The 24,630-nt window shown below is 51.4% G+C and carries 27 protein-coding genes and 2 pseudogenes; 15 read left to right on the forward strand and 14 right to left on the reverse strand.

Features of this window, described 5'->3' with window-relative positions; translation table 11 throughout:
* The first annotated feature begins 363 nt into the window (after positions 1-363).
* Entirely contained in the window at positions 364-1,164 is an 801-nt protein-coding gene (locus tag AC6I8B_RS21230; RefSeq protein WP_157353354.1) for an SDR family oxidoreductase, read from the forward strand.
* 180 nt (positions 1,165-1,344) lie between these two features.
* Here AC6I8B_RS21230 and AC6I8B_RS21235 read toward each other — a convergent pair whose 3' ends face one another.
* Positions 1,345-1,893: a TetR/AcrR family transcriptional regulator gene (locus tag AC6I8B_RS21235; RefSeq protein ID WP_157353353.1), complete on the reverse strand. Its 549-nt coding sequence runs from the start codon at positions 1,891-1,893 to the stop codon at positions 1,345-1,347.
* A gap of 127 nt (positions 1,894-2,020) precedes the next feature.
* On the opposite strand from AC6I8B_RS21235, the gene AC6I8B_RS21240 reads away from it, so the two are divergent.
* From AC6I8B_RS21240 to AC6I8B_RS21255, 4 genes are all read left to right on the forward strand, one after another.
* The gene (locus AC6I8B_RS21240; RefSeq protein ID WP_157353352.1) at positions 2,021-3,109 is read left to right on the forward strand and encodes an alkene reductase; all 1,089 of its coding nucleotides are present in this window, start codon (positions 2,021-2,023) and stop codon (positions 3,107-3,109) included.
* A 75-nt stretch (positions 3,110-3,184) separates the two neighbouring features.
* Complete coding sequence (locus tag AC6I8B_RS21245; RefSeq protein WP_157353351.1) at positions 3,185-3,967, forward strand: SDR family NAD(P)-dependent oxidoreductase; 783 nt, start codon at positions 3,185-3,187, stop codon at positions 3,965-3,967.
* 201 nt (positions 3,968-4,168) lie between these two features.
* Entirely contained in the window at positions 4,169-5,191 is a 1,023-nt protein-coding gene (locus AC6I8B_RS21250; RefSeq protein ID WP_157353350.1) for an NADP-dependent oxidoreductase, read from the forward strand.
* A gap of 161 nt (positions 5,192-5,352) precedes the next feature.
* Positions 5,353-5,829, forward strand: a complete 477-nt coding sequence (locus AC6I8B_RS21255; RefSeq protein WP_157353349.1) for a glutathione peroxidase — start codon at positions 5,353-5,355, stop codon at positions 5,827-5,829.
* A gap of 116 nt (positions 5,830-5,945) precedes the next feature.
* On the opposite strand, the gene AC6I8B_RS21260 is transcribed toward AC6I8B_RS21255, so the two are convergent.
* Together AC6I8B_RS21260 and AC6I8B_RS21265 are read right to left on the reverse strand one after the other, a co-directional pair.
* Positions 5,946-7,133: an MFS transporter gene (locus AC6I8B_RS21260; RefSeq protein WP_157353348.1), complete on the reverse strand. Its 1,188-nt coding sequence runs from the start codon at positions 7,131-7,133 to the stop codon at positions 5,946-5,948.
* A gap of 172 nt (positions 7,134-7,305) precedes the next feature.
* Entirely contained in the window at positions 7,306-8,235 is a 930-nt protein-coding gene (locus AC6I8B_RS21265) for a LysR family transcriptional regulator (protein WP_157353347.1), read from the reverse strand.
* 127 nt (positions 8,236-8,362) lie between these two features.
* Here AC6I8B_RS21265 and AC6I8B_RS21270 point away from each other — a divergent pair, with 127 nt between their 5' ends.
* Both AC6I8B_RS21270 and AC6I8B_RS21275 read left to right on the forward strand, forming a co-directional pair.
* Positions 8,363-8,929, forward strand: coding sequence for an NADPH-dependent FMN reductase (locus AC6I8B_RS21270; RefSeq protein ID WP_033773748.1), 567 nt, complete (start codon positions 8,363-8,365; stop codon positions 8,927-8,929).
* A 43-nt stretch (positions 8,930-8,972) separates the two neighbouring features.
* On the forward strand, positions 8,973-9,497 hold the full coding sequence (locus AC6I8B_RS21275) for a VOC family protein (protein ID WP_010670676.1): 525 nt from the start codon (positions 8,973-8,975) through the stop codon (positions 9,495-9,497).
* 257 nt (positions 9,498-9,754) lie between these two features.
* Here AC6I8B_RS21275 and hemH read toward each other — a convergent pair whose 3' ends face one another.
* From hemH to AC6I8B_RS21290, 3 genes and pseudogenes are all read right to left on the reverse strand, one after another.
* Positions 9,755-10,726: a ferrochelatase gene (hemH, locus tag AC6I8B_RS21280; RefSeq protein WP_157353346.1), complete on the reverse strand. Its 972-nt coding sequence runs from the start codon at positions 10,724-10,726 to the stop codon at positions 9,755-9,757.
* A gap of 630 nt (positions 10,727-11,356) precedes the next feature.
* Positions 11,357-11,647: a Bor family protein gene (locus AC6I8B_RS21285; protein WP_010259114.1), complete on the reverse strand. Its 291-nt coding sequence runs from the start codon at positions 11,645-11,647 to the stop codon at positions 11,357-11,359.
* A gap of 200 nt (positions 11,648-11,847) precedes the next feature.
* Positions 11,848-11,982: pseudogene (locus AC6I8B_RS21290) on the reverse strand (molecular chaperone DnaJ); the annotation flags it as partial.
* 180 nt (positions 11,983-12,162) lie between these two features.
* Between AC6I8B_RS21290 and AC6I8B_RS21295 the strand changes: the two are divergent.
* Positions 12,163-12,780, forward strand: coding sequence for a TetR/AcrR family transcriptional regulator (locus AC6I8B_RS21295; protein WP_157353345.1), 618 nt, complete (start codon positions 12,163-12,165; stop codon positions 12,778-12,780).
* A gap of 320 nt (positions 12,781-13,100) precedes the next feature.
* Here the strand turns inward: AC6I8B_RS21295 and AC6I8B_RS21300 are convergent, their stop codons facing one another.
* The 3 genes from AC6I8B_RS21300 to AC6I8B_RS21310 form a co-directional block, all read right to left on the reverse strand.
* Positions 13,101-13,409, reverse strand: a complete 309-nt coding sequence (locus AC6I8B_RS21300; protein WP_232526467.1) for a hypothetical protein — start codon at positions 13,407-13,409, stop codon at positions 13,101-13,103.
* A 69-nt stretch (positions 13,410-13,478) separates the two neighbouring features.
* On the reverse strand, positions 13,479-13,769 hold the full coding sequence (locus AC6I8B_RS21305; RefSeq protein WP_033773740.1) for a hypothetical protein: 291 nt from the start codon (positions 13,767-13,769) through the stop codon (positions 13,479-13,481).
* An 82-nt stretch (positions 13,770-13,851) separates the two neighbouring features.
* A complete protein-coding gene (locus AC6I8B_RS21310) occupies positions 13,852-14,337 on the reverse strand; it encodes a hypothetical protein (protein ID WP_232526466.1) in 486 nt (161 codons plus the stop codon).
* A 121-nt stretch (positions 14,338-14,458) separates the two neighbouring features.
* Here AC6I8B_RS21310 and AC6I8B_RS21315 point away from each other — a divergent pair, with 121 nt between their 5' ends.
* Entirely contained in the window at positions 14,459-15,139 is a 681-nt protein-coding gene (locus AC6I8B_RS21315) for a DUF3313 domain-containing protein (protein ID WP_157353344.1), read from the forward strand.
* A 341-nt stretch (positions 15,140-15,480) separates the two neighbouring features.
* Positions 15,481-16,212 (forward strand): aspartate/glutamate racemase family protein, encoded by a 732-nt coding sequence (locus AC6I8B_RS21320; RefSeq protein ID WP_157353343.1) that lies wholly within the window; start codon positions 15,481-15,483, stop codon positions 16,210-16,212.
* Positions 16,213-16,370: 158 nt separating this feature from the next.
* Here AC6I8B_RS21320 and AC6I8B_RS21325 read toward each other — a convergent pair whose 3' ends face one another.
* Positions 16,371-17,081 carry a YnfC family lipoprotein gene (locus tag AC6I8B_RS21325; RefSeq protein WP_033773736.1) on the reverse strand — a complete coding sequence of 237 codons (711 nt, stop codon included), beginning with the start codon at positions 17,079-17,081 and terminating at the stop codon, positions 16,371-16,373.
* 173 nt (positions 17,082-17,254) lie between these two features.
* On the opposite strand from AC6I8B_RS21325, the pseudogene AC6I8B_RS21330 reads away from it, so the two are divergent.
* A pseudogene (locus AC6I8B_RS21330) lies at positions 17,255-17,455 on the forward strand (amidase); the annotation flags it as partial.
* Positions 17,456-17,797: 342 nt separating this feature from the next.
* Complete coding sequence (locus AC6I8B_RS21335; protein WP_157353342.1) at positions 17,798-18,184, forward strand: hypothetical protein; 387 nt, start codon at positions 17,798-17,800, stop codon at positions 18,182-18,184.
* 252 nt (positions 18,185-18,436) lie between these two features.
* Here the strand turns inward: AC6I8B_RS21335 and AC6I8B_RS21340 are convergent, their stop codons facing one another.
* The gene (locus tag AC6I8B_RS21340) at positions 18,437-19,165 is read right to left on the reverse strand and encodes an SDR family NAD(P)-dependent oxidoreductase (RefSeq protein WP_157353341.1); all 729 of its coding nucleotides are present in this window, start codon (positions 19,163-19,165) and stop codon (positions 18,437-18,439) included.
* A gap of 98 nt (positions 19,166-19,263) precedes the next feature.
* Between AC6I8B_RS21340 and AC6I8B_RS21345 the strand changes: the two genes are divergently transcribed.
* Positions 19,264-19,647: a winged helix-turn-helix transcriptional regulator gene (locus AC6I8B_RS21345; protein ID WP_157353340.1), complete on the forward strand. Its 384-nt coding sequence runs from the start codon at positions 19,264-19,266 to the stop codon at positions 19,645-19,647.
* Positions 19,648-20,005: 358 nt separating this feature from the next.
* Here AC6I8B_RS21345 and AC6I8B_RS21350 read toward each other — a convergent pair whose 3' ends face one another.
* Complete coding sequence (locus tag AC6I8B_RS21350; RefSeq protein ID WP_157353339.1) at positions 20,006-21,253, reverse strand: sensor domain-containing diguanylate cyclase; 1,248 nt, start codon at positions 21,251-21,253, stop codon at positions 20,006-20,008.
* A 306-nt stretch (positions 21,254-21,559) separates the two neighbouring features.
* Here AC6I8B_RS21350 and AC6I8B_RS21355 point away from each other — a divergent pair, with 306 nt between their 5' ends.
* On the forward strand, positions 21,560-21,709 hold the full coding sequence (locus AC6I8B_RS21355) for a hypothetical protein (RefSeq protein WP_157353338.1): 150 nt from the start codon (positions 21,560-21,562) through the stop codon (positions 21,707-21,709).
* A gap of 357 nt (positions 21,710-22,066) precedes the next feature.
* Positions 22,067-22,840, forward strand: a complete 774-nt coding sequence (locus tag AC6I8B_RS21360) for a COG4705 family protein (RefSeq protein WP_033773733.1) — start codon at positions 22,067-22,069, stop codon at positions 22,838-22,840.
* 101 nt (positions 22,841-22,941) lie between these two features.
* On the opposite strand, the gene AC6I8B_RS21365 is transcribed toward AC6I8B_RS21360, so the two are convergent.
* Both AC6I8B_RS21365 and AC6I8B_RS21370 read right to left on the reverse strand, forming a co-directional pair.
* Positions 22,942-23,268, reverse strand: coding sequence for a hypothetical protein (locus AC6I8B_RS21365; RefSeq protein ID WP_157353337.1), 327 nt, complete (start codon positions 23,266-23,268; stop codon positions 22,942-22,944).
* Positions 23,269-23,453: 185 nt separating this feature from the next.
* Entirely contained in the window at positions 23,454-24,524 is a 1,071-nt protein-coding gene (locus AC6I8B_RS21370) for a LacI family DNA-binding transcriptional regulator (protein WP_010259142.1), read from the reverse strand.
* Positions 24,525-24,630: the final 106 nt, after the last annotated feature.

The following is a 24,630-nucleotide window of genomic DNA, read 5'->3' on the forward strand; positions in this document are numbered from 1 at the left end:
CTCTGGCCTGTTTATCAGGCAATAAGCAATAAATAGTAAAAGTGATTCCAGCCAGAAAAGCCTGAGCGTCAAAAGCAGCTATCTTCTGATAGCTGCTTTTTTGCCTTTCAGATATCCCATTTTTTACTGCTTATGTTCCTGCTTCAACGTTTCCTGACTATCCACCAGGACCGCATTAGCGGCTAACCCTGTACTTCACATCTATAATTCAGTGACTCAGGCCCATGCGCCCGATCCGGCTAGCCGATTAATCAGTTTGGGGGTGGCTGGACATCGTAGTGTCAGCGATACATCGATATTCACTCCCCTGATGATGCCGGCCGGGTTTAAGACGCTCATCATTTACAGAAATAAGGATGCCTCATGATCTTTTCTCTCAAAAATCAGGTTGCGCTGGTTACCGGTGCCAGCTCGGGTCTCGGCTATGCCTGCGCAGAAGCACTCGCTAAAGAAGGTGCCTGTGTAGTGATTAACTACCATAGCCAGGCGGAACCGGCCGAGGAGCTGGCTGAGAAAATCCGCGCCGATGGAGGCCGTGCAATTGCTGTCAAAGGTGACGTGTCGAAAGAGGCGGATGTAGAGAATCTTTTTGACCAGACGATCAAGGAATTTGGCAGGCTGGATATCCTGGTGGCGAACTCAGGACTGCAGAAAGATGCCCCGTCCATTGAGATGACGCTAGAGGACTGGAATACCGTTCTGGACGTGAACCTGACTGGCCAGTTCCTCTGCGCGCGTGCTGCGCTGCGTCAGTTCAAGCGTCAGGAGCATCGCAAGGACATCAGCAAAGCTGTTGGTAAGATTATTCATATGAGCTCGGTTCATCAGCTCATTCCCTGGGCCGGACACGTCAACTATGCCGCATCAAAAGGCGGCGTTGACATGCTGATGAAAAGTCTGGCTCAGGAAGTGGGTGAAGAACGTATTCGTGTCAATGCAGTGGCACCCGGCGCTATCGCTACCGCCATCAACGAGGAAAGCACCCAGGGTGAAGCTGGCAAAGCGCTGTTAAAGCTCATCCCTTACGGGCGTATCGGTGCGGCTGAAGATGTGGCGAACGCCGTCGTCTGGCTTGCCAGTGATCTTTCTGATTACGTTCATGGCACCACGCTTTTTATCGATGGTGGAATGAGCCTTTATCCCGGATTCCGCGACAACGGCTGAGTGATGCGTCACTGTGCCAGGTGGATGGCCGACTGATCGATAGCTCGTTGATGGGAATGGTATCCGGAACGGGAAGTCCGGATTACGCTTTCCCGCCGTTCATAATAAAACGCCAGCGGGCTGGTGCGTTCAGTCCATGCCGCAACGGCTTCAGTAAGGTTGAACGGCAAGAGCATCGATTCAATCTTTACAGGCATCCGGGCTGATCAGACGCGTACGGCAGACCTCCAGAATTTCATCAGCAAGCCCGGAATTATCCGGGCAGGCACGCGAAAGCATCAGGGCACCCACAAGATGCGCGAGCGTATTGATCAGATCCGCACGCGTGACCTGTTCCGTTTCTAAAACGGCAAGCTGTCGTTCAATTCCGGCCGCAAAGGTCTCGCGGATGGATTCAGACTGGCGCGCTGCATCGGTGCCCAAAGCCGACATGACACACCCCTTTGCCATATCATCGCGATGCTGCCGGGAAAGGTAATATTCAACGAACTTTTCCCGACTCACACCCTGAGTTTTATCCGCCGATTGCGCGAAGCCGCAGCTCATCGCTTCGGCTAACAAATCGGCTTTCGACCCAAAGTGCTTATAGAACCCGCCATGCGTTAAACCTGCGGCTGACATCAGTTCAGCGACGCCTACCCCATCGTAACCCCGCTCACGAAAAAGTTCTGACGCCGTTTCAACGATTCGGTTCCTGTTTTCGCGAACCTGCTCTTTTGACACTTTCATCTTTTCCTCCTGAAACTGAGCTTAAGTATACATTGATGATGATCATAATCAAACCAGTTGACTTTAATGATTACGATCATCATCATTAAATCAGTTTACTGACCCGCTAATCCGCAAAGGAATAACCATGACGAATCAATCCTTATTTCAGCCCTATGAACTGGGATCTGTCACGCTTGCGAATCGCATCGTGATGGCTCCGCTGACACGTAACCGGGCAGGCGCAGGCCTGGTGCCAGGTGAACTGGCAGCGACTTACTACGCTCAGCGTGCCACAGCAGGGTTACTGATTACCGAGGCTACGCAGATTTCAGCAGAGGCGCAGGGCTATCAGGATACGCCGGGGATCTACACGCAGGCCCAGATTGAGGGCTGGCGTAAAGTCACAGACGCGGTACATGACAAAGGCGGACGGATATTTGTGCAGTTGTGGCACACAGGTCGAATTTCACATGTCGATTTACAGCCAGAAGGTGCCGCACCAGGCGCGCCGTCAGCTATCCGTGCTGAAACCAAAACCTTCGTGAACAACCATTTTGTTGATGTTTCAGAACCCAGATCGCTTGAGGTGAAGGAAATACAAGGCATTGTTGCCGATTTCAGAAAGGCCTCGGCCAATGCGATTACCGCAGGTTTTGATGGCGTAGAGATACACGGAGCAAATGGCTATCTGCTTGAGCAGTTCCTGAAAGATGGTGCCAATCAGCGCACCGATGAATATGGCGGTTCAGTTGAGAATCGTGCGCGTCTGCTATTAGAGGTCGTGGAGGCCGTGAAAGATGAGATCGGCGCAGCGCGGACGGGCGTTCGCATCTCACCGGTCTCACCTGCTAATGCGATTTCATGCAGCGATCCGCAGCCACAATATGACTACCTGGCAGAGCAACTTGATGCTTCAGGTATCGTTTATCTGCATGTTGTTGAAGGCGCGACGGGAGGTCCCCGTGATGTCTCACCGTTCGATTACACTTCGCTGCGTCGCCGCTTTAAAAACACTTACATCGGTAACAATGGCTATGACCTGGCGCTGGCGTCTGACCATCTTGCACAGGACAAAGCCGATTTGTTCGCGTTCGGTCGCCCCTTCATTTCTAACCCCGATTTCGTCGAAAGACTTAAGTCGGGAGCACCTCTGGCTCCGCTCAATCCTGAAACACTGTATGGCGGAGGTGCGGAGGGCTACACCGACTATCCATCGCTTAGCGGTAACAGTTAATTACTCTTCAGGTATCACGGTTAACCCTATATCGCTAACGGCGATTTTTATCAAACAAATGAAGAAGATAAAACTATGACTCGTACTTCAGTCCTCATTACAGGCGCATCAACGGGTATTGGTGCTGTTTACGCTGAGCGCTTTGCACGTCGTGGACATGACCTGGTTCTGGTTGCTCGCGACAAATTGAAATTAGAGGCGCTTGCTGAACGGCTGCGACAGGAAAATCATATTTCCGTCGATGTGCTGCCTGCCGACCTCACGCTGGCGAGTGATTTAGCTGCTGTTGAAGCACGCCTCGGGGAAGACACGCGGATAGGCACTCTTATCAATAACGCAGGTATCGCTCAGTCCGGCACGTTTACCGAGCAGACGCCTGATTCCATTGAACGCCTTATCGCGCTTAACGTCACTGCCCTGACGAGACTGGCCACTGCTGCAGCACGCCGGTTCGCAGAAGCCAGAGAAGGTTCGATCGTCAATATCAGTTCCGTAGTCGGACTCGCCCCGGAATTTGCAATGACGGTTTACGGCGCAACAAAAGCCTTTGTTCTTTTCCTCTCTCAGGGAATGAACGTTGAGCTCTCTTCAAAAGGCATTTATATCCAGGCGGTGCTCCCTGCAGGTACGTACACCGAAATCTGGGATCGTGCCGGTATCGACATCAGTAACGCCTCAAAAATGATGGAAGTGGGCGAACTGGTTGACGCCGCTCTGGCGGGTTTTGACCGCCGCGAGCACGTGACGATTCCGCCATTACATAAAGCTGATCGCTGGGATGTTCTTGATGCCTCCCGTCAGGGTCTGCTCTCGGACATCCGACAGGAAGAGGCCGCAGAGCGATACAAAACCCTTTAGCTAAGCCCTGCTCAGCAGAACCTTTTACAGGGTTCTGCTGAACGGTAAATCGACCATGAATCTCTTAATGGTGGCATGAGCATATTAACCGGCAAAACCTTATTCCATTATTTATTACGTTGCTCGCGGAGCCGTTTTTTTGCTCAGCAACAGAGGCACCTGAAAGCACGTCAGTGCTAAACATCAGAGGATAAACACCAAATGAAAACCAGGACGATGCGAGCCTTTACGTTTAAGCGCTACGGGAAATCACCTGAGCTGGGATTTGAAAATGTAGATTACCCTTCCCCCGCTGCCGATGAAATCCTGGTAAAAGTCTATGCCGTTGGTCTGAATCCCATTGATAACATGATCCCCGGCGGAATTTTCAAACCGATTCTGCATTTTAAACTTCCGGCGACGCTGGGCAGTGATTTGTCAGGCGTGGTGATTGCAACAGGAAGTCGGGTGACACGTTTCAAGCCGGGCGATGAAGTCTTCGCCAGCATTTTCGACACGGGAACAGGTTCACTCGCCGATTTTGCATGCGTTCCTGAAAGTCTCGCGGCTTTTAAGCCTGAAAATATGGATTTCATTGAGGCTGCTTCACTGCCGATGGTTAGCCTCACCGCCTGGCAGGCGTTTACAGAGAGAGCACATCTGCGGCCAGGCCAAAAAGTGTTTATTCCGGCAGGTTCGGGAGGGATTGGCACTATTGCGATTCAGCTGGCAAAGCATCTTGGCGCCCGGGTAGCGACGACGACCAGTTCAGCCAACGTAGAGTGGGTGAGTCGGCTGGGCGCAGATGAAGTGGTTGACTATAAAAAGCAGGAATTTGAAACCGTGCTGAGCGGCTACGATCTTGTACTCGGCACGCTGCGGGGGGATTCCATTGAAAAATCCATGCAGATTCTTAAACCTGGTGGAAAGATTGTTTCGCTGGTCGGTCCATTAGACGTTAATTTCGCGCGAGCCCGGCAGCTGAATATCTTGCTGCGGATGATTTTTGCCCTGATGAGTCGCAAAATTATGCGCCTTTCAAAAAAGCGCGGTCTGGATTATTCATTTCTCTTTGTGCGTCCTGATGGCGATCAACTCACCCAAATCGGCAAACTTATAGAAGCAGAACACATCAAACCGGTAATCGACAGGGTGTTCCCATTTGCAGACACAAAAGATGCCCTGGCTTACCTTGAACAGGGACATGCAAAGGGTAAAGTCGTGGTTGAAATTCATCAGGAATAACAACCAGATCTGAAGTGAGAAATAATCATTAAGCCTTGTGGTAGCGTCTGAAGCCAGGATGCCTGACCTGCTAACTAAGCATCTGCTTCCCAGACCCCGCTGTCGTTATGCACTCTGTGGTAATGTTAACGCCATACGGTTTTTGCTCTGAGGATTGCGACATGTCTCCCTTTTATCAACTCACTGCCACCAGTCTGAATGGCCAGCTTATCCCGATGGCCGACTACGCTGACAAGGTGGTTCTGGTGGTTAATACCGCCAGCTATTGTGGATTCACGCCACAATACGCAGGTCTTGAATCGCTCTATAAAAAGTACGCCGCGCAGGGGCTGGTGGTGCTGGGTTTTCCCTGCAACCAGTTCGGAAAGCAGGAACCCGGCGGTGCCGAAGAAATCGCGCAGACATGCCACATCAACTATGGTGTGAGTTTTCCGATGTTCGGGAAAGTTGAGGTCAATGGCACCTCAACGCACCCGATTTTCCGTTACCTGAAAGATGAATTACCCGGCGTGCTGGGTGGTCGTATTAAGTGGAACTTCACTAAGTTCCTGATCGGACGCGACGGCAAACCGATCAAACGCTTTGCCCCGACCACCACCCCGGAGAAAATGGAATCCGCCATTCTTGCTGCTCTTTAAGTGAGGTGTTTTACCATCTCACTGTCAATGACGGGATTACCAGTAAACTGTTTCTTTCCGCTCCATCTGGCAGCGCCTGTAACTCATCGACGTCTGTTCAGCGCCAGAAGCGGACGTTACTCACTGTGAGAAGCAGAACGCATAGCAGCGCTATGCCCGGTTTTGTCAGTCAGTCCGGATATAACCGCCAGAATCAGCGCTATAACCGAGAGTATCGCGCCTGCCCAGTCAGGCGACTGAAGACCAAAGCCCGCCGCTATAACTGCCCCTCCTAGCCATGCACCCAGGGCATTACCGAGATTGAAGAGACCTATGTTAACGGCTGCAGCCAGCGTCGGAGCCCCTGCCGCTCGCGCTTTGTCCATCACCAGTTTCTGGATGGGGGACACGGTCGCAAACCCAAACGCAGCCATCAGAAAAATACAGACCGCTGACATGACCTGGTTGTGGGCAGTAAAGTTAAATACCAGCAGGACTACGGCCTGAGCGGCCAGGGTGACGTAAAGCATCGGCATCAGCGCGCGATCGGCATATCTGCCGCCCAACTGATTACCGACAAATAGCCCCAGACCGAACAGCAGCATCAGCCATGCCAGGCTGCTTTCGCTGTATCCGGTCAGCTCGATCATCATGGGTGCGATATAGGTAATGGAGGTAAAAAATGCACCCGGCCCAAAGACCGTTATGCCCATCGCCAGCAGAACATTGACGTTGCGGAAGGCATTAAACTCGTGTGCGAAATTATGGTTCTCCGGACGGGGCTGATGCGGGATAAGCATACCGACGCTGATAACCGTAACAACTCCAATTGCGGCAATAACCATAAAAGCATCCCGCCAGGAAAGATGCTGCCCGATCCAGGTACCGACGGGAACACCAATAAGATTTGCTACGGTCAGTCCCATGAACATGAATGCAATCGCCCTTACCCGCTTAGACGGCGCAACCATATCGGCAGCAATGATCGAACCAATACCAAAGAAGGCGCCGTGAGTCAGAGACGTGATGATCCTGCCCAGAATGGCAATGCCCAGCGTGGGCGCAAAGGCCGTAACGAGGTTACCCGCCACAAACAGCAGCATCAGAAAAACCAGCATGGCTTTTCGGGGCACTTTTGAGCCCAGAATAATCAGGGCCGGCGCGCCGACAAAAACACCCAGCGCATAAGCCGTTGCCAGATTTCCGGCCACGGGAATAGTAACGTTGAAATCAGCGGCAATAACGGGAAGCAGGCCGGCAATGATGAATTCAGTCGTACCGATACCGAATGCACCAATCGCCAGCGCCCAGAGAGCAAGTGGCATAACAAATATCCTGTCAGTTAACCTATTTTTTTGTCTGAGCTGCGCATAACACGTGCCGGCTTTCGTTTAGAGAACCGGCACATGACACGGTGATGGCAGCAGGACAAACAGGATATAAGCTTGCTTAGAGTTGATAAACAGCCCTGAAATCGCCTGAGTGGTGACAAAAATTCTACTTAAGAGTGCCAAAGTATCCATTTTCGGCTTTACTCAGCAGTTCATCGACAATAAGCCTGACCTTGGGGATCAGATGCCTTGTCCGGGGCCAGACAACGTTCAGCCCGACGGGTACGGGCATATGATCGGGCATAACAGCAACAAGCCTGCCCTCATCAATATGGCTGTTCACCATCGATTCCGGAAACTGGGCAATACCTGCTCCTGCGAGGCAGGCCTGAAGCATGGCGTCTCCGTCGCTTATCTGGTGTGCCGAGGCCGAGATAAACTTTAATTCCCGCTCCCCGGCTGGCCGCAGCCGCCAGGCAAGCGGCGCCCCCCGCCGGTACCCCATAATGCAGCAGTGTTTTTTTAGCGCTTCGACATCAAAGGGCTGACCATGCCGCTCAACATAAGCGGGAGATGCGCAAAGCATGAGGCGCTGCCGGCTCAGACGACGCGCAATCAGCTCATCGGTACTCTGCAGTTCGCCCAGGCGCAGTACCAGGTCAACGCCCTCCTCAACCGGATCAATCAGACGGTCGTTAAAGGTCAACACCAGACGCAGGGCTGGATAAAGATTCATCACTTCAAGCAGCACCGGCATCATCAGGTTGCGTCCTAATGATGCCGGCATGTCTATACGCACCGTTCCGGCAGGATTGTCCTGCCGCCGGCTGAGCGTATTTTCAGCCGAGTCCAGAATTTCCAGCGCAGAGAGGCAACTGGTGAGATAGGCCTCTCCGTCACTGGTCAGGCTTAGCTTACGGGTTGAGCGGTGAAACAGCCGCGTTCCCAGCCTCTCCTCAAGCCGCGCCACGCTTTTTCCGACGGCAGATTTTGTAATGCCCAACTGCTCCGCAGCTTCAGTAAAGCTGCTGGACCTGGCCGTTGTGACAAAAGTCGTGATTCCTCGCAAGGATTCCGCTGTAAAACCGGTAGACATAAAGTTGACTCTCTGGCGACACATAGCGTGTTTATCGATGTGTAATTCTATACCAGGCTTAAGTCAGTCCGAAAACAAAGTGCCGGCACCTGTCGGCGTATCCATCTTAAAAACACGGGGAGCAGTCATGTCACAGACAAGACCTTTGAAATTTGTCTCACTGCTGGGCAGTCTTCGCGCGGAATCTTTTAACGCCGTCGTAGCCCGCAATCTTAGCCTGCTGGCGCCGGCAGGCGTGGATGTCAGCGCGCTCAGCTCTGTCGGAGAAATACCGCATTACGACGCTGACCTGCAGGCTCAGGGGTTTCCTGAATCGGTTGTGGAAATGGGACAAGCGATAGCGGCAGCAGACGGCCTGATTATTGTCACACCTGAATATAACTATTCTGTGCCGGGTGCCCTGAAAAATGCGCTGGACTGGCTTTCACGTCTTCCGGATACCCCTGTCGCCGGTAAGCCTGTCGCCATAATCACTGCGTCACCCGGTGCCATAGGTGGCGCAAGGGCGCAGTATCACCTGCGCCAGATTCTGGTGTTTCTCGACGGCAGAGTGCTTAACAAGCCAGAGGTCATGATTGGACAGGCCTCATCCCGGCTTGATCCAAAATCCGGCCACATAACGGATGCGGACACCCGTGACCATATTTCGGCTCAGCTTAGTGCGCTCGCGACAATGGCGGCCCGCCAGGGCTGATTAATAACATCACTCACATCTGAACAACCACAGGGAGAAAACTATGTCTACCAACGTTATTCGCGGTATGGACCATGTCGGCATTACCGTTTCTGATATTGATGAGGCTACCCGCTTCTTTTCTGACGCCTTTGGTGCAGAAGTTATTTATGACTCCGTCTCGCCTTCAGACGATGACGTAAAAGGCGAAGAAACGGAAAATATTCTGAACCTGTTCCCGGGAACGAAAATTACCACGGTCAGAATGATGAAGCTGAAGCACGGCCCGGGACTGGAACTTTTTGAAATGAAGGGGCCAGAGCAAAGTCAGCCCGTGCGACCCAGCGATTATGGCCTGCAGCATTTTGCTGTTTACGTTGATGACATCAACGAGGCTATCAGCCTGTTCGAGCAGGCTGGCGGGAAAATGTTTACTTCTCCTCAGCCCCTGATGTTTCCAACTGAGGTGGGAGAGAATAACTTTTTCTGTTACGGCCGCACGCCGTGGGGTAGCGTCATTGAACTAATTTCTTTACCTTCAAAGCTGCCGTATGAAGACCATACCTCTCTGCGCCGCTGGAAGCCCTGAGTGTAACCGGGTGCGCCAGCGCAGGCGTACCCGTAAATACTAAACGTCCGCTCCTCGCTCATAGCTGACTTGCCCACGAATAATCTCCGACTCATACCCACGTACAAGGCAGTTGCTTGCAGCTGGAGTGGCTGGTTTTCCAGGCGGCCCCTATAACGCCGCCCCGGCACGTATCACATACATGTCCGGGAGGGCCCACTTCTGGTTTCACTATGAATGTTGACACCTGCAACATCCTGCTCCCAAGAGTGTGAAAATCATCCCTGAAACCGATTAAGGTTCACAAGTTGTCGCAGCATCTCGATATGAATCGGTTTATCATTAAGCGCCGGTATGTAAGTAAACGATGTACCACCCGCATGCATAAAAATCTCCCTGTTCTGCTCATCAAGCTCCTCAAGCGTTTCTAAACAGTCTGATGCGAACCCCGGGCTGATTACCTGCAGGCTTTTTATTCCTTCATTCGGTAGATTTTTAATTGTCTCATCAGTAAAAGGCGTTAACCATGGCTCTCTGCCGAATCTTGACTGGAACGTCATCAATATTTTCAGTGACGGCATATTGATTGCTTCAATGAGTAATTTTGTCGTTAACTCACATCTTTCCTGGTATCGGTCCCCCTCTTTGACAAACCTTACCGGTATACCATGATATGAAATTAACAATGCATCTGGAACGCCGTTAGCTTCGAAAGATGCCTGAACGGATGCTCTTAACGCTTCAATGTAGGCAGGGTGATCGGCATAGTCATTGATGAAATTTATGGAGGGTGTATACCGGTTCTTCATTATCTGCAGGTGACGGCTCACGCTATCCCAAACAGAAGAAACGGTCGAAGATGAAAACTGGGGATACAAAGGAATGACGATAATTTTATCGACGCCTTTTTCCAGTAGCCTGTCAATTGCACCACCTATACTCGGCTCGCCATAACTCATCCCCAGCTCGACGGGCATACCTGTCACTTCTTCAAGCGCACGGGCTTGCCTGACGCTGTAAACCATGAGAGGGGAACCTTCCTCCATCCAAATCGAAGAATATAATCTCGCCACTCGCCTTGCACGTAATGGGATAATCACGCCATGTAGAATGGGACACCAAATGATTCTAGGTAAGTCGACCACTCTGTAGTCATGCAGAAATTTAGATAAAAATTTCTTTACCGCAACAGGCGTTGGTTCTTTTGGTGTTCCAAGGTTAACAATCAAAACACCCTGTTTATTCGTCATCAGGTGGGACCCTCAAAGCCATTGTCACTAACTCACTCATGCCAGTCACTCCGTAGCAGCTTGTCTTAAAGGCCTCAATTTGACCTCATTTTGTAGAAATAATTGAAATGCAGATTGACTGTTTCACGGCTTATGATGCTATGAATCTGATTGCAGCCATCGTTTTTACTCAATGATCATGATTTTAGGACAAATCATCAGTGAAAACATTACTTTCTCTATCGTCAGATTTAACCGGTGCGGGGCTACGCGACGTCATCATTGAAGTCGGCATGTGGAGGAGTTAGCTGGAGGAGGTGCGAAAAACCGCATCTGGATGCCCGCGCAGATGCATGCCTTAGGCTTGATCTTTTTATGCGTATAAGTGATGAAGGCGACTGACCTGCTCCCTGTTAATCCTTACAAAACGCTTTTAGCAATGTCCGTTATTCGCTCAAAGCCGACTGACACGCATCAACAGCTTACCACTGCTTTTACCAGGCTGGACGACATTGCCTGAACTCGTTTCGGGTAATGTCGTCAGCAGGCGAGCCGCGCAGCGGTGCGAGAGCAGAATTTAATAGTTACAATATACTAATGCGATTTAATAACAGGCGCAGGATTAGGCCGGCGAACCGGCCTGAGGCATTATCAGATGGCGCAATAAACGCGCGCTTCACGTGGCGTGTAGATACCAAATGTCACCACGCTCAGTAAGCCATTAACAAACGTCTGCTGCACTTCAACCCGGTTAACTTTTTCCTGGCCGCCGCACACCTGCGCCGCATCAATGCTCTTACGCTGACCGATACCTGAAACAAAGAACGGCTGGCTGGTGGTTTTCGTCGCCGCGCCAACTTGATTCTGTTTCATTACGAAAGTCTGCTGCGCACAGCCGGTTAAACTCAGAGCCAACAACGCCGCAACACAAAGCTTGTTCATAAATATCCTTATCGCCTGAAATGAAAAAAATGCTGAGTGAAATCATCACTCAACCAGCAATCAGGTTATCGACAACGAAAGCGGAAACATGAGAAAAATTTTTAAGTACCCCCTAACGGATACGTTTTGCTGAATAGTACAGCAATAAAAAAAAGCCCCTGCACAGCAGGAGCTTTTTATGTTTACCGCAGCGTTTCCGCTTAGCGAGTCAAATCGTCGAAGAACTTTTTGACGCCATCGAGAAAGCTTTTTGAATGCGGACTGTTCTTCTCGCCCGCCGCACCACCAAAGCTCTATTCAGGCTTACGCAGCAGCGACTTATGCTTGTCGCTCATAGTGGACCCTGGGCTGCCGTCAGTCCGCTTTGTGCCATAAGCGGACGTTGCTGAGTCTGCATTCCATTAATTATGAGGAGCAGTTCAGAGTCAGCAATCTGGATACTGAAACTAAAAATGCACGCCTTTAATGAACCATGTGGTTCTGTTAACATGAGCCTGTTTACAGGGAGAAACCACATGCGAACACTGACTGAAAAAAAACGAACTGACATCCTTAACGCCGCCACGACCGTCTTTCTCGGTCAGGGTTACGAACGCGCATCCATGGATGCTGTGGCCAGAGCAGCAGAGTGCTCCAAAGCCACGCTCTATAACTATTTCTCCTCCAAGGAAAGCCTTCTTGACGCCGTCGTCAGGGCCTACGGAACCAATTTTCTTACGCGCGCGGCGGACGATATTTACAGTCAGGACAGTCGTCATCTGCCCCTGGCTGAAAGGCTGCAGCGCTTTGGTGAGGGCATGCTGGGTGCAATGACATCGGACTGGAAGGGGCTCCAGCTGTATCGCATGGTTATCGGAGAGGCCGGACATTCCGGCATCGGCGATATTTTTTATGAGTCCGGTGTCCGCGAAAGCATGAACGCTCTGGCAGCGCTGATGAAACAGCATATCGAGGCTGGTGACCTTGTTCCCGCCCGCCCCGACCTTAGGGCTAAACAGTTTTCTGCGCTGGTAAAGGCCGAGGCTGATGAGCTCTTTCTCCGGTACAAGATGCCGGTTTATACGCGTGAAGATATCATCGCGATGGTGAAAAGTGCTGTAGAGATATTTATATCGGGTGCATCACCACGCTGACCTGACGAGCAGAGACGGATTACTCACCATAAGCAGTTGACTACTCTCTGGGTATATATAAACTGATAGGTACAGTTTAATTATAGAGAGGTTATATCAATGCTTAATCGTTTCATTTTGGTGGCAGGTCTGACCGTGTGTTCGCTTCTGCTGAGCGGCTGCGTTTCTTTATTCTGAGGAGCTAATATGCGTCTTTTTTACAGCCTCATTACCGGCATGACCGTACTGATGCTCACCGGGTGTCTTTCCATCGGCAGCCACATCTGAACTTTACCAGCCCGCCTTCAGGCGGGCAATTTTCTGATACCGCCTGTGCACGGCTAAAATGATACCTCCGACAGCATGACCACAATCAGGGTGCTTATGGCCATAGCCACCATAATTTCTGCAACAAGCAGCGTCATTAACGAGTTCTGGTGGACTCCCCAGGCCCCCTCTGTATATTTTCTTCCGCGGCGGGCTTTCAGGCGCCGGATATGAACGATTTCTTTTACGTTAATGATGACGTGCCACCACATAATTATGACGGTCACCGCGAGAGCACCAAATAAAATCAGGATGCTCCAGTCCATCCAGGAACCCCCGCCGTTAATCACTGACAGTTTCTTCATCATTGTATTCTCTTTCATGTAAAGTCTTCCATTGTGGGATTCTGAAAACACGAATCCCTTTGAGCCGGGACAGATGCTGCAGGATTTTCACCAGAGGGTGACATCGCTGAGCATCAGTAGCAGCAGCACAGAAAGCGCATTCACAATGAGGCATTCAGCCACCAGAAATATTTGCACCGGCCCTGATGAGGCCCCCCACACCCTGACGGCATAGTATCCGGCCCGGCGCTGCCCGAACCGGCGTAGACGGCCCAGTTCAGAGAGATTACCGGCGGTTCTGAGGAGGGTACCTGCCACGATCAGTAACATGACCCCGTATACGAACCATTGCCGCGCCGACGTGTTTTCCAGCGCACCGGCCATCAGCCAGCCATTCATCAGCTGACCTGGGCGTCAAATGCAGTGAGAATGCCGCCGGCAATAAACACAAGCGCCAGAACGGTCCTGATAAGCAGCACCTTCATGCTCCTGCACCTGCCGCATACAGCAGCAGAAAATCAGTTGTTCTGCGCCTCACTTCTTTACGGAGCAGCGGCTTATCCTGCTGAAGGCCAGCCATCAGGCTCCGTAACTCCTCCGTCTGCTTCAGGTAGGCATGAGCCATTTCGCCAGAGGGCCGGCAGCGCAACTCTCCACGCAGCATTGCCGTATCAATAACGCTCCGCGCATAGTCCGCTGCCGGTGTAAAGGCGTCTCGTCCCGGGCTGTCAGGGCTGATCCTGGCTTCGCCATATTTTTGCAGCGTCAGCATCATTCTTATCAGCCTGCGCCGCACTGGCAGACCGGAATAGCGGAGCGGCAGGCTCAGGATAATACAGTAGCGCTCAGCACCCACTTCCCGCATCGCCTCCGGCCTGCCCTCCCTCAGTACCGGCGCGATGGTCAGCCGAGAACGGAGCCTGCACGTGATGCCTGACGACGAAACTTCCGGGTTTAAATAAAGCATTCCGCACTCCTCATGTGAAAGTTACCGACACGCGATGAAACATTTTCTTGACAGTGTCAGGATAAACCATATTAACTATACCGTACAGTTCATTATATCAAAAAGTAACCGGAGAATATTTATGATTCGCCTCACTAAACAGCTGTCCCGCTCGCTTATCCTGATCGCCGTCATTGCCGCCGCGGGATGTTCGTCCACGTCACCGGTAAAATATTCCGGCATTCAGGCCACGTCCCGGATGACGCCCAACACAGCTGATGACAGCGACCGGATCCCCTTTCGCTACACCGCCCCGGTTGACTGGAGCAAATACCGCAGCATCACTATCGATCCCGTTGAAATCTATGGCGGCAGCGACGCACAGTTTAATGACCTGTCTCAGGAAGACCGACGCAATCTGGCAGATTACATGCAGAAGAAGTTTGCCGACGTGCTGCGGGAGAAGTTTACTGTCATCAACAGCGCCGGGAACACCCCTTCTCTCCGGCTTAAGCTGACGCTGACCGGCGCGGACACCACGCCACAGGTTGTGGGAACCTTTACGAAATTCGACCTGGCAGGCGGCCCTTATAATATCGTTCAGTCTGTTCGAGGCGGGCGCGGACTGATGAGCGGTTACGTCAACTATGCCGTAGAAGTGAAAGATGCCGCAACCGGTGAACTCCTGCTGGCCTACGTGGCGGAACAGTACCCCAATGCTATGAACGTGGGTGCAACGTTTGGCTCAATGAGTGCGGCAGAAACAGGAGTGGACAAAGGCGCAGAGCAGTTACTGGAAAAACTGCGCCAGGACAAGCAATAAACAGAACGTGACGGCTTATGGGCATATGGCTTTGTCAGTGTAGCTATCTCTGCACTAAGAGGAGATGGTTTCAGGCATCGTTCATAAAAGCTATTCTCGCGTCAAAAAAGGCTGTGTTATGAATGCCCGCTTTTCGCTCATAGCGGACCTCCCGGAGCGTAGGTCCGCTTTGTGCCTGAAGCCTGCTCTCTCCGCATCATGATGTGTTGATCAATTGCGGCAGTTCACCTGCACCTTTCTGAGTGACCTCCGGCATGTTCATTCCGTTCGTCTGTAATTTTGCAGGCAACTTAGCGATAATTTGTTAAGCGGAAAGAAGATCTTAAAAGGAGGCACTGACAATGACTTTTTCTATAGGTGTGCTTGCAGGAATGGGACCCCGCTCCACAGCCCCCTTCGTTGATATGCTGGTAACAGACTGTTACATCGGGTACGGAGCGAAATATGATATGGATTTTCCTAAAATGCATATTATCTCGTTGCCGACACCTTTCTGGCCTGGCAAGAAAGTTGATGATAATGCGATGATCGCAACCCTGCAGCAGGGTATTACCGAACTCGTCAGGGCCAAAGTGAGTCTGATAGCTGTTCCCTGTAATCTTGCGCACTGCTACTTTGCCGAAATGAAGGCGGTGAGCTCCGGTATCCCACTTCTGCATATCGCAGACATTGCACTTGAGTCACTGCCTGCAGAGGCAACCAGGATTGCTGTACTGGCTACGGAACCTACACTGGAAGCGGGTTTTTATCAGGCGCGGATAGAAGCTTCTGGCAAAGAGATTATTGATCCACCTCTGCTTCGTGAGATGACCACATCGCTAATTAGACGGATTAAAACGAAAGGTTTTCATGACTCCGGTGTACAGGCAGAGTGGATGAATTTAATGTCTGTAGTGGCAAATCTTAATGTGGAGGCTCTTCTTATTGCCTGTACAGATCTTAGTCCCCTGATAACTGAAAACACTTTCAGCTTTGTCATCGTAGATACGGCAGCAAGCCTTTCCAGTGCGACCATTAAAAACTACAGACGTATGTCCGGGAAAATTACAGGCGGCACCCATAATACCGGCTAACCTGATGTCCGCTCCTCGCTCATAGCGGCCTCTAGCTCAGTTAGCTTGTCCGCTTCGTGCTAGGAGCGGACATTGATAATATTTCAATGGCATTAAAAATTAGGAAGCAGGACAATCTCTCGGGAGAGGTTGCGTTGGCTTTGATATTTTTAATAGATTCAGAAATATTCCGTTTCGTGATTAGAGATCCATATCAAGATTGAGCTACGATAGTCGTCTTTAGTGGAGGCGATCAGCGAGCATTTATCTGCATTACCATCAGCGGTGTAAGCACAGCTTTGCTTCAGTCGGACAATTAAGTCCCCTGTTTTTGATACGCTCTCTGAGTCAACAAATTGCGCACTTCCGGATGGATAAAAGATACGCGTGTCCTTCCGATCTTTATAGTTTCTTATACGCACAGGAAATTGGCTATTGTGATATTCATATCGCTTTACAACTTCGCCCGTGTCTTTGTCCGCGATTGTTTCAAGCAATCCGCGCACATTATAGCTGAGTACATAATTGCCTTTTTCATTCTCAAGCTCAGTGATTTCGCAGCGTTCATTGATTTTTCCGGTAATACTCTGACCTTTAAAAGATGTCAGTACACCATCTTTGTTTACCAAATGGAATTCATGGCCATTTGCCTTATCAACCATGTTGATATTAGTAAAGCACCCGTTACGATCGTATCTAACTTCTGTCATCGCCTGAAGTTTACCGTAAATATCTCGGATCCACTGGAGGCTATGTTTTACGTTCCCGGTAGTTGCATCATGCTCGAACAAAAGAGCAGCATTTAAGACTGCTGGTTTGAATTGAGTAAATGCAGCGACATTAAATGACATTGCCAAAAGTAATAGACTTAAAAGCAACCTTGCTTTCATTATTTATTCCTTTATTAGTAGGATCGCACTCTAAGGTGGTGGGGCAACTCAAGTTATCAAATTCTATGCGTAAAGACACGAATAATCGAGATGCTTCCATGTCACAATTTAAGCGACCGCTTTTCGCTCAAAGCAGCCAGTCGATGCGCTAACATCACGTTTTCAATCAGTCACCGTTTACTGCGCTGGCGAACGTGTGCGGACCCCCCGCGATGTCTGTTCCTCTGGGCTTCCTTTCCTCCCATAATCTGCCGATTGGCATGCAGTTCTGTGCAGGATTTAATCAGGAGAATTTATTGCTGGCACTGGCGGGTCAGCTTGAAAGCGCTTATCCGTGGCAGACAAGAAAACCAGCGGTGTGGGCTGGTCGCTAAAGACCCTTTCAGAAGCATCGCCTGATGGTTTTTTCCAGAACGTGTAAGCGACGACTTCCTCTCTGCTATTTTTGTCTCGACAATAGCGGGGAGAGGCGACCGGCTCATAAAGTCACCTGGAAAACTTTAGCTCACTGCTCACGGTTGACATGACTCTCCGTAACAGGCATACCACTTTGTCAGTTTTGCCGTTGGCGAACAGGTGAACAACCGGGAACTTCCGCTATCGAACGATCTGATATTGTGAGTATTTGCGCTCGTCGTCAGAAGCGGAATAATATCGATATCGGTGGTTTAGACTGTTGAAGTAACAACTCAGGTCTGAAAGATCAGGAGATTAATATGCAATCAGTTCGCCTCATGGGTGACGGATACGAACCTCATGTGACACAGGAGGAAGGTAAACTGACCTACTCATTGCCTGTCGATTCTGCTTTTATCAGCTATGAATTTGCCTTTGAGATTAGCCGGCACGATCTGGATATTCTGCTTTCCGATGATTACAGACGTGCCGTGCTCGAAATTACTGCGCATACCTTGCTCCAGCGTTCGACGCTAACAGGCTATGACCACTTCACCCAGAAAGACTTCGATAAACTGGTCACGAACACCCTTCACTCCACACCCGATTTCCTGCAAACATTCATTTCTCAGATAAGCCATGAACATCACATTGTTATAGAGCATTACGTGAAAGAAATCATGGACCGGCGTTCTGCCTCACAATGAATACAATGAGTACTAAATTTTGGTCTCCCGAAAGTGAAAATCCAACAGAAATAATAAACTGACGCAATATGATTTTACGCTGCGAAGTTATTTCTGAATCTGAACAATAAAGGGGGACCAGAACAAATCCAGGAATGAAATACCAGTCTTAGAAATGTTCTTAGCTGGAATAGCATGGGGAGAGCTTCTCAATGAGTCAAAACCCTCCCCGCCATGCCATCGAGCAACCCCGCAACGTCCGCCGCTAATCCCCTATGCAGTCATCCCGCCATCAATCACCAGTTCGGTGCCGCTGACGTAACTGCTTTCATCGGAGGCCAGAAACAGGGCCGCAGCCGCGACTTCATCAGGATTACCCAGCCGCTTTGCCGGGATCCGTTCGCTGAGTGTCTGCCTTACTTCATCGCTGGCCTGGCTAAACATCGGCGTATCAGTTGGGCCAGGGCTGAGTGTATTAACTCTGATGCCACGCGGTGCCAGCTCGCTGTTCCAGGTGCGGGCATAGGATCGCACCGCTGCTTTGCTGGCGGAATAGGCAGCATAGCCAGGATTAGCAATGCTTCCCGCGATCGACCCCACCAGCACGATGCTGCTGCCCTCCCCCATGAGCCGTACCGCGTGCTGCACCGTCAACACCATGGCACGCACATTCAGATCAAAGATGCGATCAAGGTGCTCCTCCGTGGTCTCTTCCAGGCTCGCAGGTTCTGACACGCCAGACGAGTTGACGAGGATATCAAGTCTGCCAGCCCTGGCATTGAGGGTTTCAAACAGACGCTCAAGGTCGCTTGTGTGGGTGATGTCACCCGCAATCGCCTCGACCTCACCGCCAATCAGCGCTACAGCCTCAGCCAGCTGTGCTTCACGTCGGCCCGTTATAAAAACCCGTGCGCCTTCCTGAACAAAACGGCGAGCAACAGCGAGGCCAATACCGCTACTACCACCGGTGACCAGGGCGATCTTTCCACTTAGTTTCATCATTACCACTCCGGATAGGGGTTAGACACCTGATGGTATATTTATTATATTTAGTGTCAATTACGCACCTGATGTACACCAGATATCCTCAAGGAAACCAAATGACCACTGATATCACCGTAGTGCTGGCAGAGATAAACAGCACGCGCCCTATCCTGGAACAGGTGGCAAACAAGTGGTCAGTACTGATCCTGACCGTGTTGTGCTCCCAGCCCTCACGTTTTAACGCCATCAAGCGCAGGCTCGACCCCATCACACATAAGTCTCTGACGGAGGCATTACGACGGCTGGAACGCAACGGATTAGTGAGCCGCCACGTGATTGCTTCCTCCCCTGTGGCGGTGGAATATGCGATTACGCCGCTGGGCCGAACGTTGCAGGATCCTTTTATCGCGCTGGTGAGCTGGGCAAAGCAACATGGGGGATCGATGGAACAGGCGCAGACGGTTTATGATAATGGACGGGATATCGATGAGTCTGTATGAACTCCACCAGGGTGGCGTTCCTGCCTGTCGATAGCGTCAGGTTAATGAGAAGATGAGTTCAGCAGGAACAATGAATTGCCGTACGCGGAGTTCCGCGAAGTCACTCAGGCCAGTTCATCACAGACGTTTTAGTGAATTCAGGTGCCTGTCTCGCACATAGATTTTGGTCATCAGCAACAGACTTCTTTTTGTGCTTGAAACAGAAAATCTTTCTGCTGTGGCGCGCGGTTTCAGAATATTAGGCGGTTTAATCAGGCGTTCAGGAAATGTATCCTTGCGGGAACAGGCGGCAAAGCGTTAAACGTAAGATCCATTACCATTAAATCCGGAAGGTCATACCAGCAATCATATGCATCGACTAAGGCTCTTCTGACTCAAAAAACTGATACGACCCATCACGTCGGGCTTTGGCCTGGTACATCGCTTTATCCGCGTTTTCGAATAATATTTTGGCCGATGCCGTCCCAAAGCGGGCAAGGCTGATACCGATAGCCGCGCCAATGCGTACGTCCATATTATCAATGGCGAATGGCGCGTGCAGACTTTCAATAATACGCAGGGCAATGGCAGCGGCTGTGTCGCGATTTCTGCACTTTGCCGCCACAACAAATTCATCTCCGCCCAATCGCGCCAGTGAGTCGCCCGGACGCATACAGCGTTGCAACCGTTCACTGACCTGCTGCAGCAAGGCATCCCCTGTCGCGTGGCCCATCAAATCGTTCACCGCCTTAAAGCCATTAAGATCGATAAACATCACCGTCGTGTAGGCCTCATCATCCACCTTCGCCAGCATGCGCCCAACCTGGTCGTTGATCCAGGTACGATTATGCAGCCCGGTCAGCGTATCCAGCGTTGCCAGCTTCTCCAGATTGCGCATCCTCTCTTTGTCTCGCGTAATGTCGCGCGACACCAGAACTGCACCGATATTTTTGCCGGTAGAGGGATTGATGACGCCACAGGCTTTGGTGCCCAGAATGATGTAGTGGCCGTCACGATGCAGCTTGCGCACCTCAACGACATCCGGCAGCACTCCCCCGTTGAAGATGCAGGCCAGAGCTTCAGAGGCGGGGCCGCGGTCATCGGGATGCAGGAAATCCACCACCAGCTGACCGACAACTTCTTCGGCTGTCCAGCCAATCATTTCGCTATAAGAGGGCGAGATTGAAACGTACCGGCCATCCGCGTCGCAATGGGCAATCAGATCGGTGCTGTTTTCAATTAACAGACGATACTCTGCCGCCGTGCGCAGCGCATCTTCCAGCGCTTTACGCTGTCCGGTCACATCAAGAATGAAGCCGTTATACTGCAGACGGGACGTGCCAGGCTGGCGATCCGGCAGGCCAGATACAATAACCCGACGCGTCTTGCCATCCAGACAATGGATCGGCACTTCAATATGAAAAGGCGTCAGGAAATCAAGCGCTGCGGTCAGTTGCAGCGCGATCTTTGCATCGTCGTCGGCCTGTGCCAGTCTCAGCCATGAACTCAGCGTCACACCCCTCAGTTCAGGCATCAGACCAGCAGGGCTTTCCTGACTGGCGACGCAGATACCCTGGGCATCTGTAGACCAGACAGCGGTAAAAGAGGGTTTGATCATTGTGTTCATGGCGGCCGACTCCGACGTAGCTGACGATATTAAACAGGCTCAATACTCGTCGCTACAGACCTGATTATAACCGTTAATGTCCGCCTGTAGCTGAAGGAGGATCCGGAGACAGGTTCACCATTGCGAGAATACCCGCCATTGACGGCGGCTGACGCTGCGCTTGTCCGTCTGCAGCTGCTGAGGTGCCGCCCTGCCCGCACAAAAGTGAGCGAACCCGGGATTCAGTGTCAGAAGTATGAGCCAGTGTTTATCGGCCGATCGGGCCAGAATCTTTAATGATGCCACCTCTGCCAAAAGCGCTGGGGTATGATTCTGTCGCAGTTGATTGGCGCGGCCACCGCGCTGGAACTTGCGCGCCATGGCTTGAATATTGTAGCGGCAGTAGTGGATCAGAACGGCCTCGATAAGCTGGTACGCCAGATTGTCGGGGTTGCCACGCCATCCACTCTGTCCTGATGCTGATTATCAGGGCAATACTGCCCCGGCATGGCTCGCACGCCCTGATGCTATTTTCCTTCAATTTTCGCCTGATTAAGCCGCCGGGCTATCACTCTTTGCATCGCCTGAAAATTAAGAAGAAAACAGAGTGACTCAGAATTAATTCTTATAGGTTAACAGGGAAAACAGCCCAAACACTGCACTCCGACAGAGCAAATATTACATTAAATCAAAGGGTAAATGCCGGTTTAGTGAGTGACAAGCTGTGATCAAAATGCCTGTCATAGTTTTCTTTAGCTTAACCTTTTCTTAAGATTAATCTTATAACATCGTCTCTGTATTAGCCCATGTTGGGCTGTTCCGGAGTATCACCCTATGCAAAATAACAACACAGCTTCTCACGCTCTCAGTAAAGTTCCGGCCGTTACCGCGGCTTTCTGGTTAACCAAAATCGCTGCGACTACCCTGGGTGAAACCGGCGGCGATGCGGTGACCATGTCGATGAATCTCGGTTACCTGACCGGGACATTGATTTTCGCCATCATCTTTCTGATCGCGGTGGTGGTGCAGATAAATCGCCACAGTTTCAACAAATGGATTTACTGGTTCACCGTGGTGGCCACAACCACCGTCGGCACGACGATGGCAGACTTTGCCGATCGCTCACTGGGCATAGGATATTTAGGGGGCACCTTGCTGCTGAGCACCCTGCTTATCCTCTCGCTTTTCCTGTGGAAAATCACCTGCGGTACAGTCGCGGTCAGTTCGGTGAACAACGGCGTCACAGAGAGTTTTTACTGGGTCACTATTATGTTTTCACAAACCCTGGGCACGGCCTTAGGTGACTGGACGGCAGACACTGAAGGGCTGGGCTACGATGGCGGGATACTGCTATTTGTTGGCGCGCTGGCAATCATCTGGGCGGCCAGTCGCTTTACATCACTTTCGCGTACGGGGCTCTTCTGGGCGGCCTTTATCCTGACCCGACCACTGGGTGCCGTGGTCGGCGACTTTCTGGACAAACCCCTTGCCTCAGGCGGACTCGCTCTAAGCCGCTACGGTGCCTCGCTGACACTGGCGCTAATCATCATCGCTCTTCTGGTGATACTGCCCCAGCGCCCGGCAATCAAGACCGCCACGGCGAGTTAAAAAACGTTACTGGCAGATTTACAGATAACGCATCGACTTAAACGTAATCAGGGCCGCCAGCGATGGCGGCTTTTTTATTATCTGATGCGTAACAGGCTACATCAGACAGAGCGCTCAAAGGAGACGATTTGACCATCGGGTGCAGCAGCGAGTACCGGCAGACTCTCTGCTGGCTCCTGCATTTTCACCCGAAACGCCGTGTTGTTGGCATCAAGGAAAACGGTTCTCAGATGACGGTTACAGATGAACCATATTTCATCGCGGTCATTTGAAAGAATGTAGTAAGCATCTGATGTTTCAGAGGGGTTAAAACAGCCCAGCGCGCGATAAGCCGTCTGCGGGGTAAAACCGCTGGAAAGCGGCAGTGGCCTGGGGCCATGCGCTAACTCTTCAATCCTGAGGTAAAGCCCCTGTTCAAGCCACAGCATAATGTCACTCCCTGAAGGTAGAGAAACCGGGCTGAACGTGTCGGCTGCATTACCGCGAAGCAGAATGCCCGTTCACTGACCGATTTAGTGATCGGATAATTTTTCCGACGTGCAGAATCGTTATCCTGATCTGAGCATAGCAGCGGCGCGTTCTTATGCTTTATTTATCTGCTTACGGGGTTCTGCTACTCAAGGCGACTGGCGAGCAGCCGCAGCTGCTCAGCAATCTGCTTCAAATCCCGCTGCTGCTGACCGGCGATACCCGTCGAGCTGCGTACCACCAGTTTTGCCGGAAGGATTGAAGAGGAACGCTGCTCATCCTGCTCACTGGCTAACAACAGACGCGCGACCGCCTCTTTGCCCTGTAAATCAAGATCGAGCGACACCGTGGTCAGCGCCGGATGGAAGAAGGCACTTTCATAGGTGTCATCGTAGCCAATCACCGAAATCTGCCCCGGCACCGCTACACCACGCTGATGCAGCGCGCTCAGCACACCCAGTGCCATCTGATCATTTCCCACCAGCAGCGCGCTGAACTCCGGCGCTTCACGCAGCAGTTGCAGCACGCCGTTGTAACCACTTTGCGCATCCCAGTTACCGTGGCTGACGCTGACCGGCTTCAGACGATAGCTCTCCAGCGTATCCAGCCAGCTCTTTAACCGCAGATTGGCAGAAACGGACTCCTCTGGCCCGGCCAGCAGAGCAAATTCCCGATGCCCCTGCTCGTAGAGATATTTGACACTGGCACGGGTGCCGTCAGCCGGGTTAAACGAAACGTTAAACACCGCACTGTAGGGATCAACATCAAGAAACAGGCACAGGATATCGTCGTTCTCCTGCACGATCTGCTCCGCATCACTGCTCTCCAGCGGAACGTTGATAATCACCTTATCCACGCGCTGCGACTTCAGCTCATTGATACAGTTCTGCAGACTTTGATTGACGTTCTCATCAATCATGGCGATCAGCACCTGATAGTCAGCGGCATTGGCATATCGTTTAACCGCAGCGGCCACCTGCGAAGGAGCATGCAACGCCAGCGATGTGGTCACCAGACCCAGCGTTGTGCTCTGCTTACCCACCAGCTGTTGCGCCAGTCTGTTTGGCACGTAGCGCAGGGTCTCAATAGAGTGCTCCACCTTGCGCCGCGTTGATTCTGAGACGTTTGCCGACTTATTCAAAACCCGCGAAACCGTCTGATAAGAGACGCCAGCATGGCGGGCGACATCCTCTAAGGTGGCATTTTTTGATTTCATAATTCGCATCCCTGATTACCGATGGCGGAATGGTATCACAGCAGCCGAATAAGCCAGGTTACCGCAGTCACATTGCGCAAATAAAAAGTAAAAGTCATACCTTCAC

The sequence above is a fragment of the Pantoea sp. X-Soil-ISGK-285 genome (assembly GCF_059730815.1).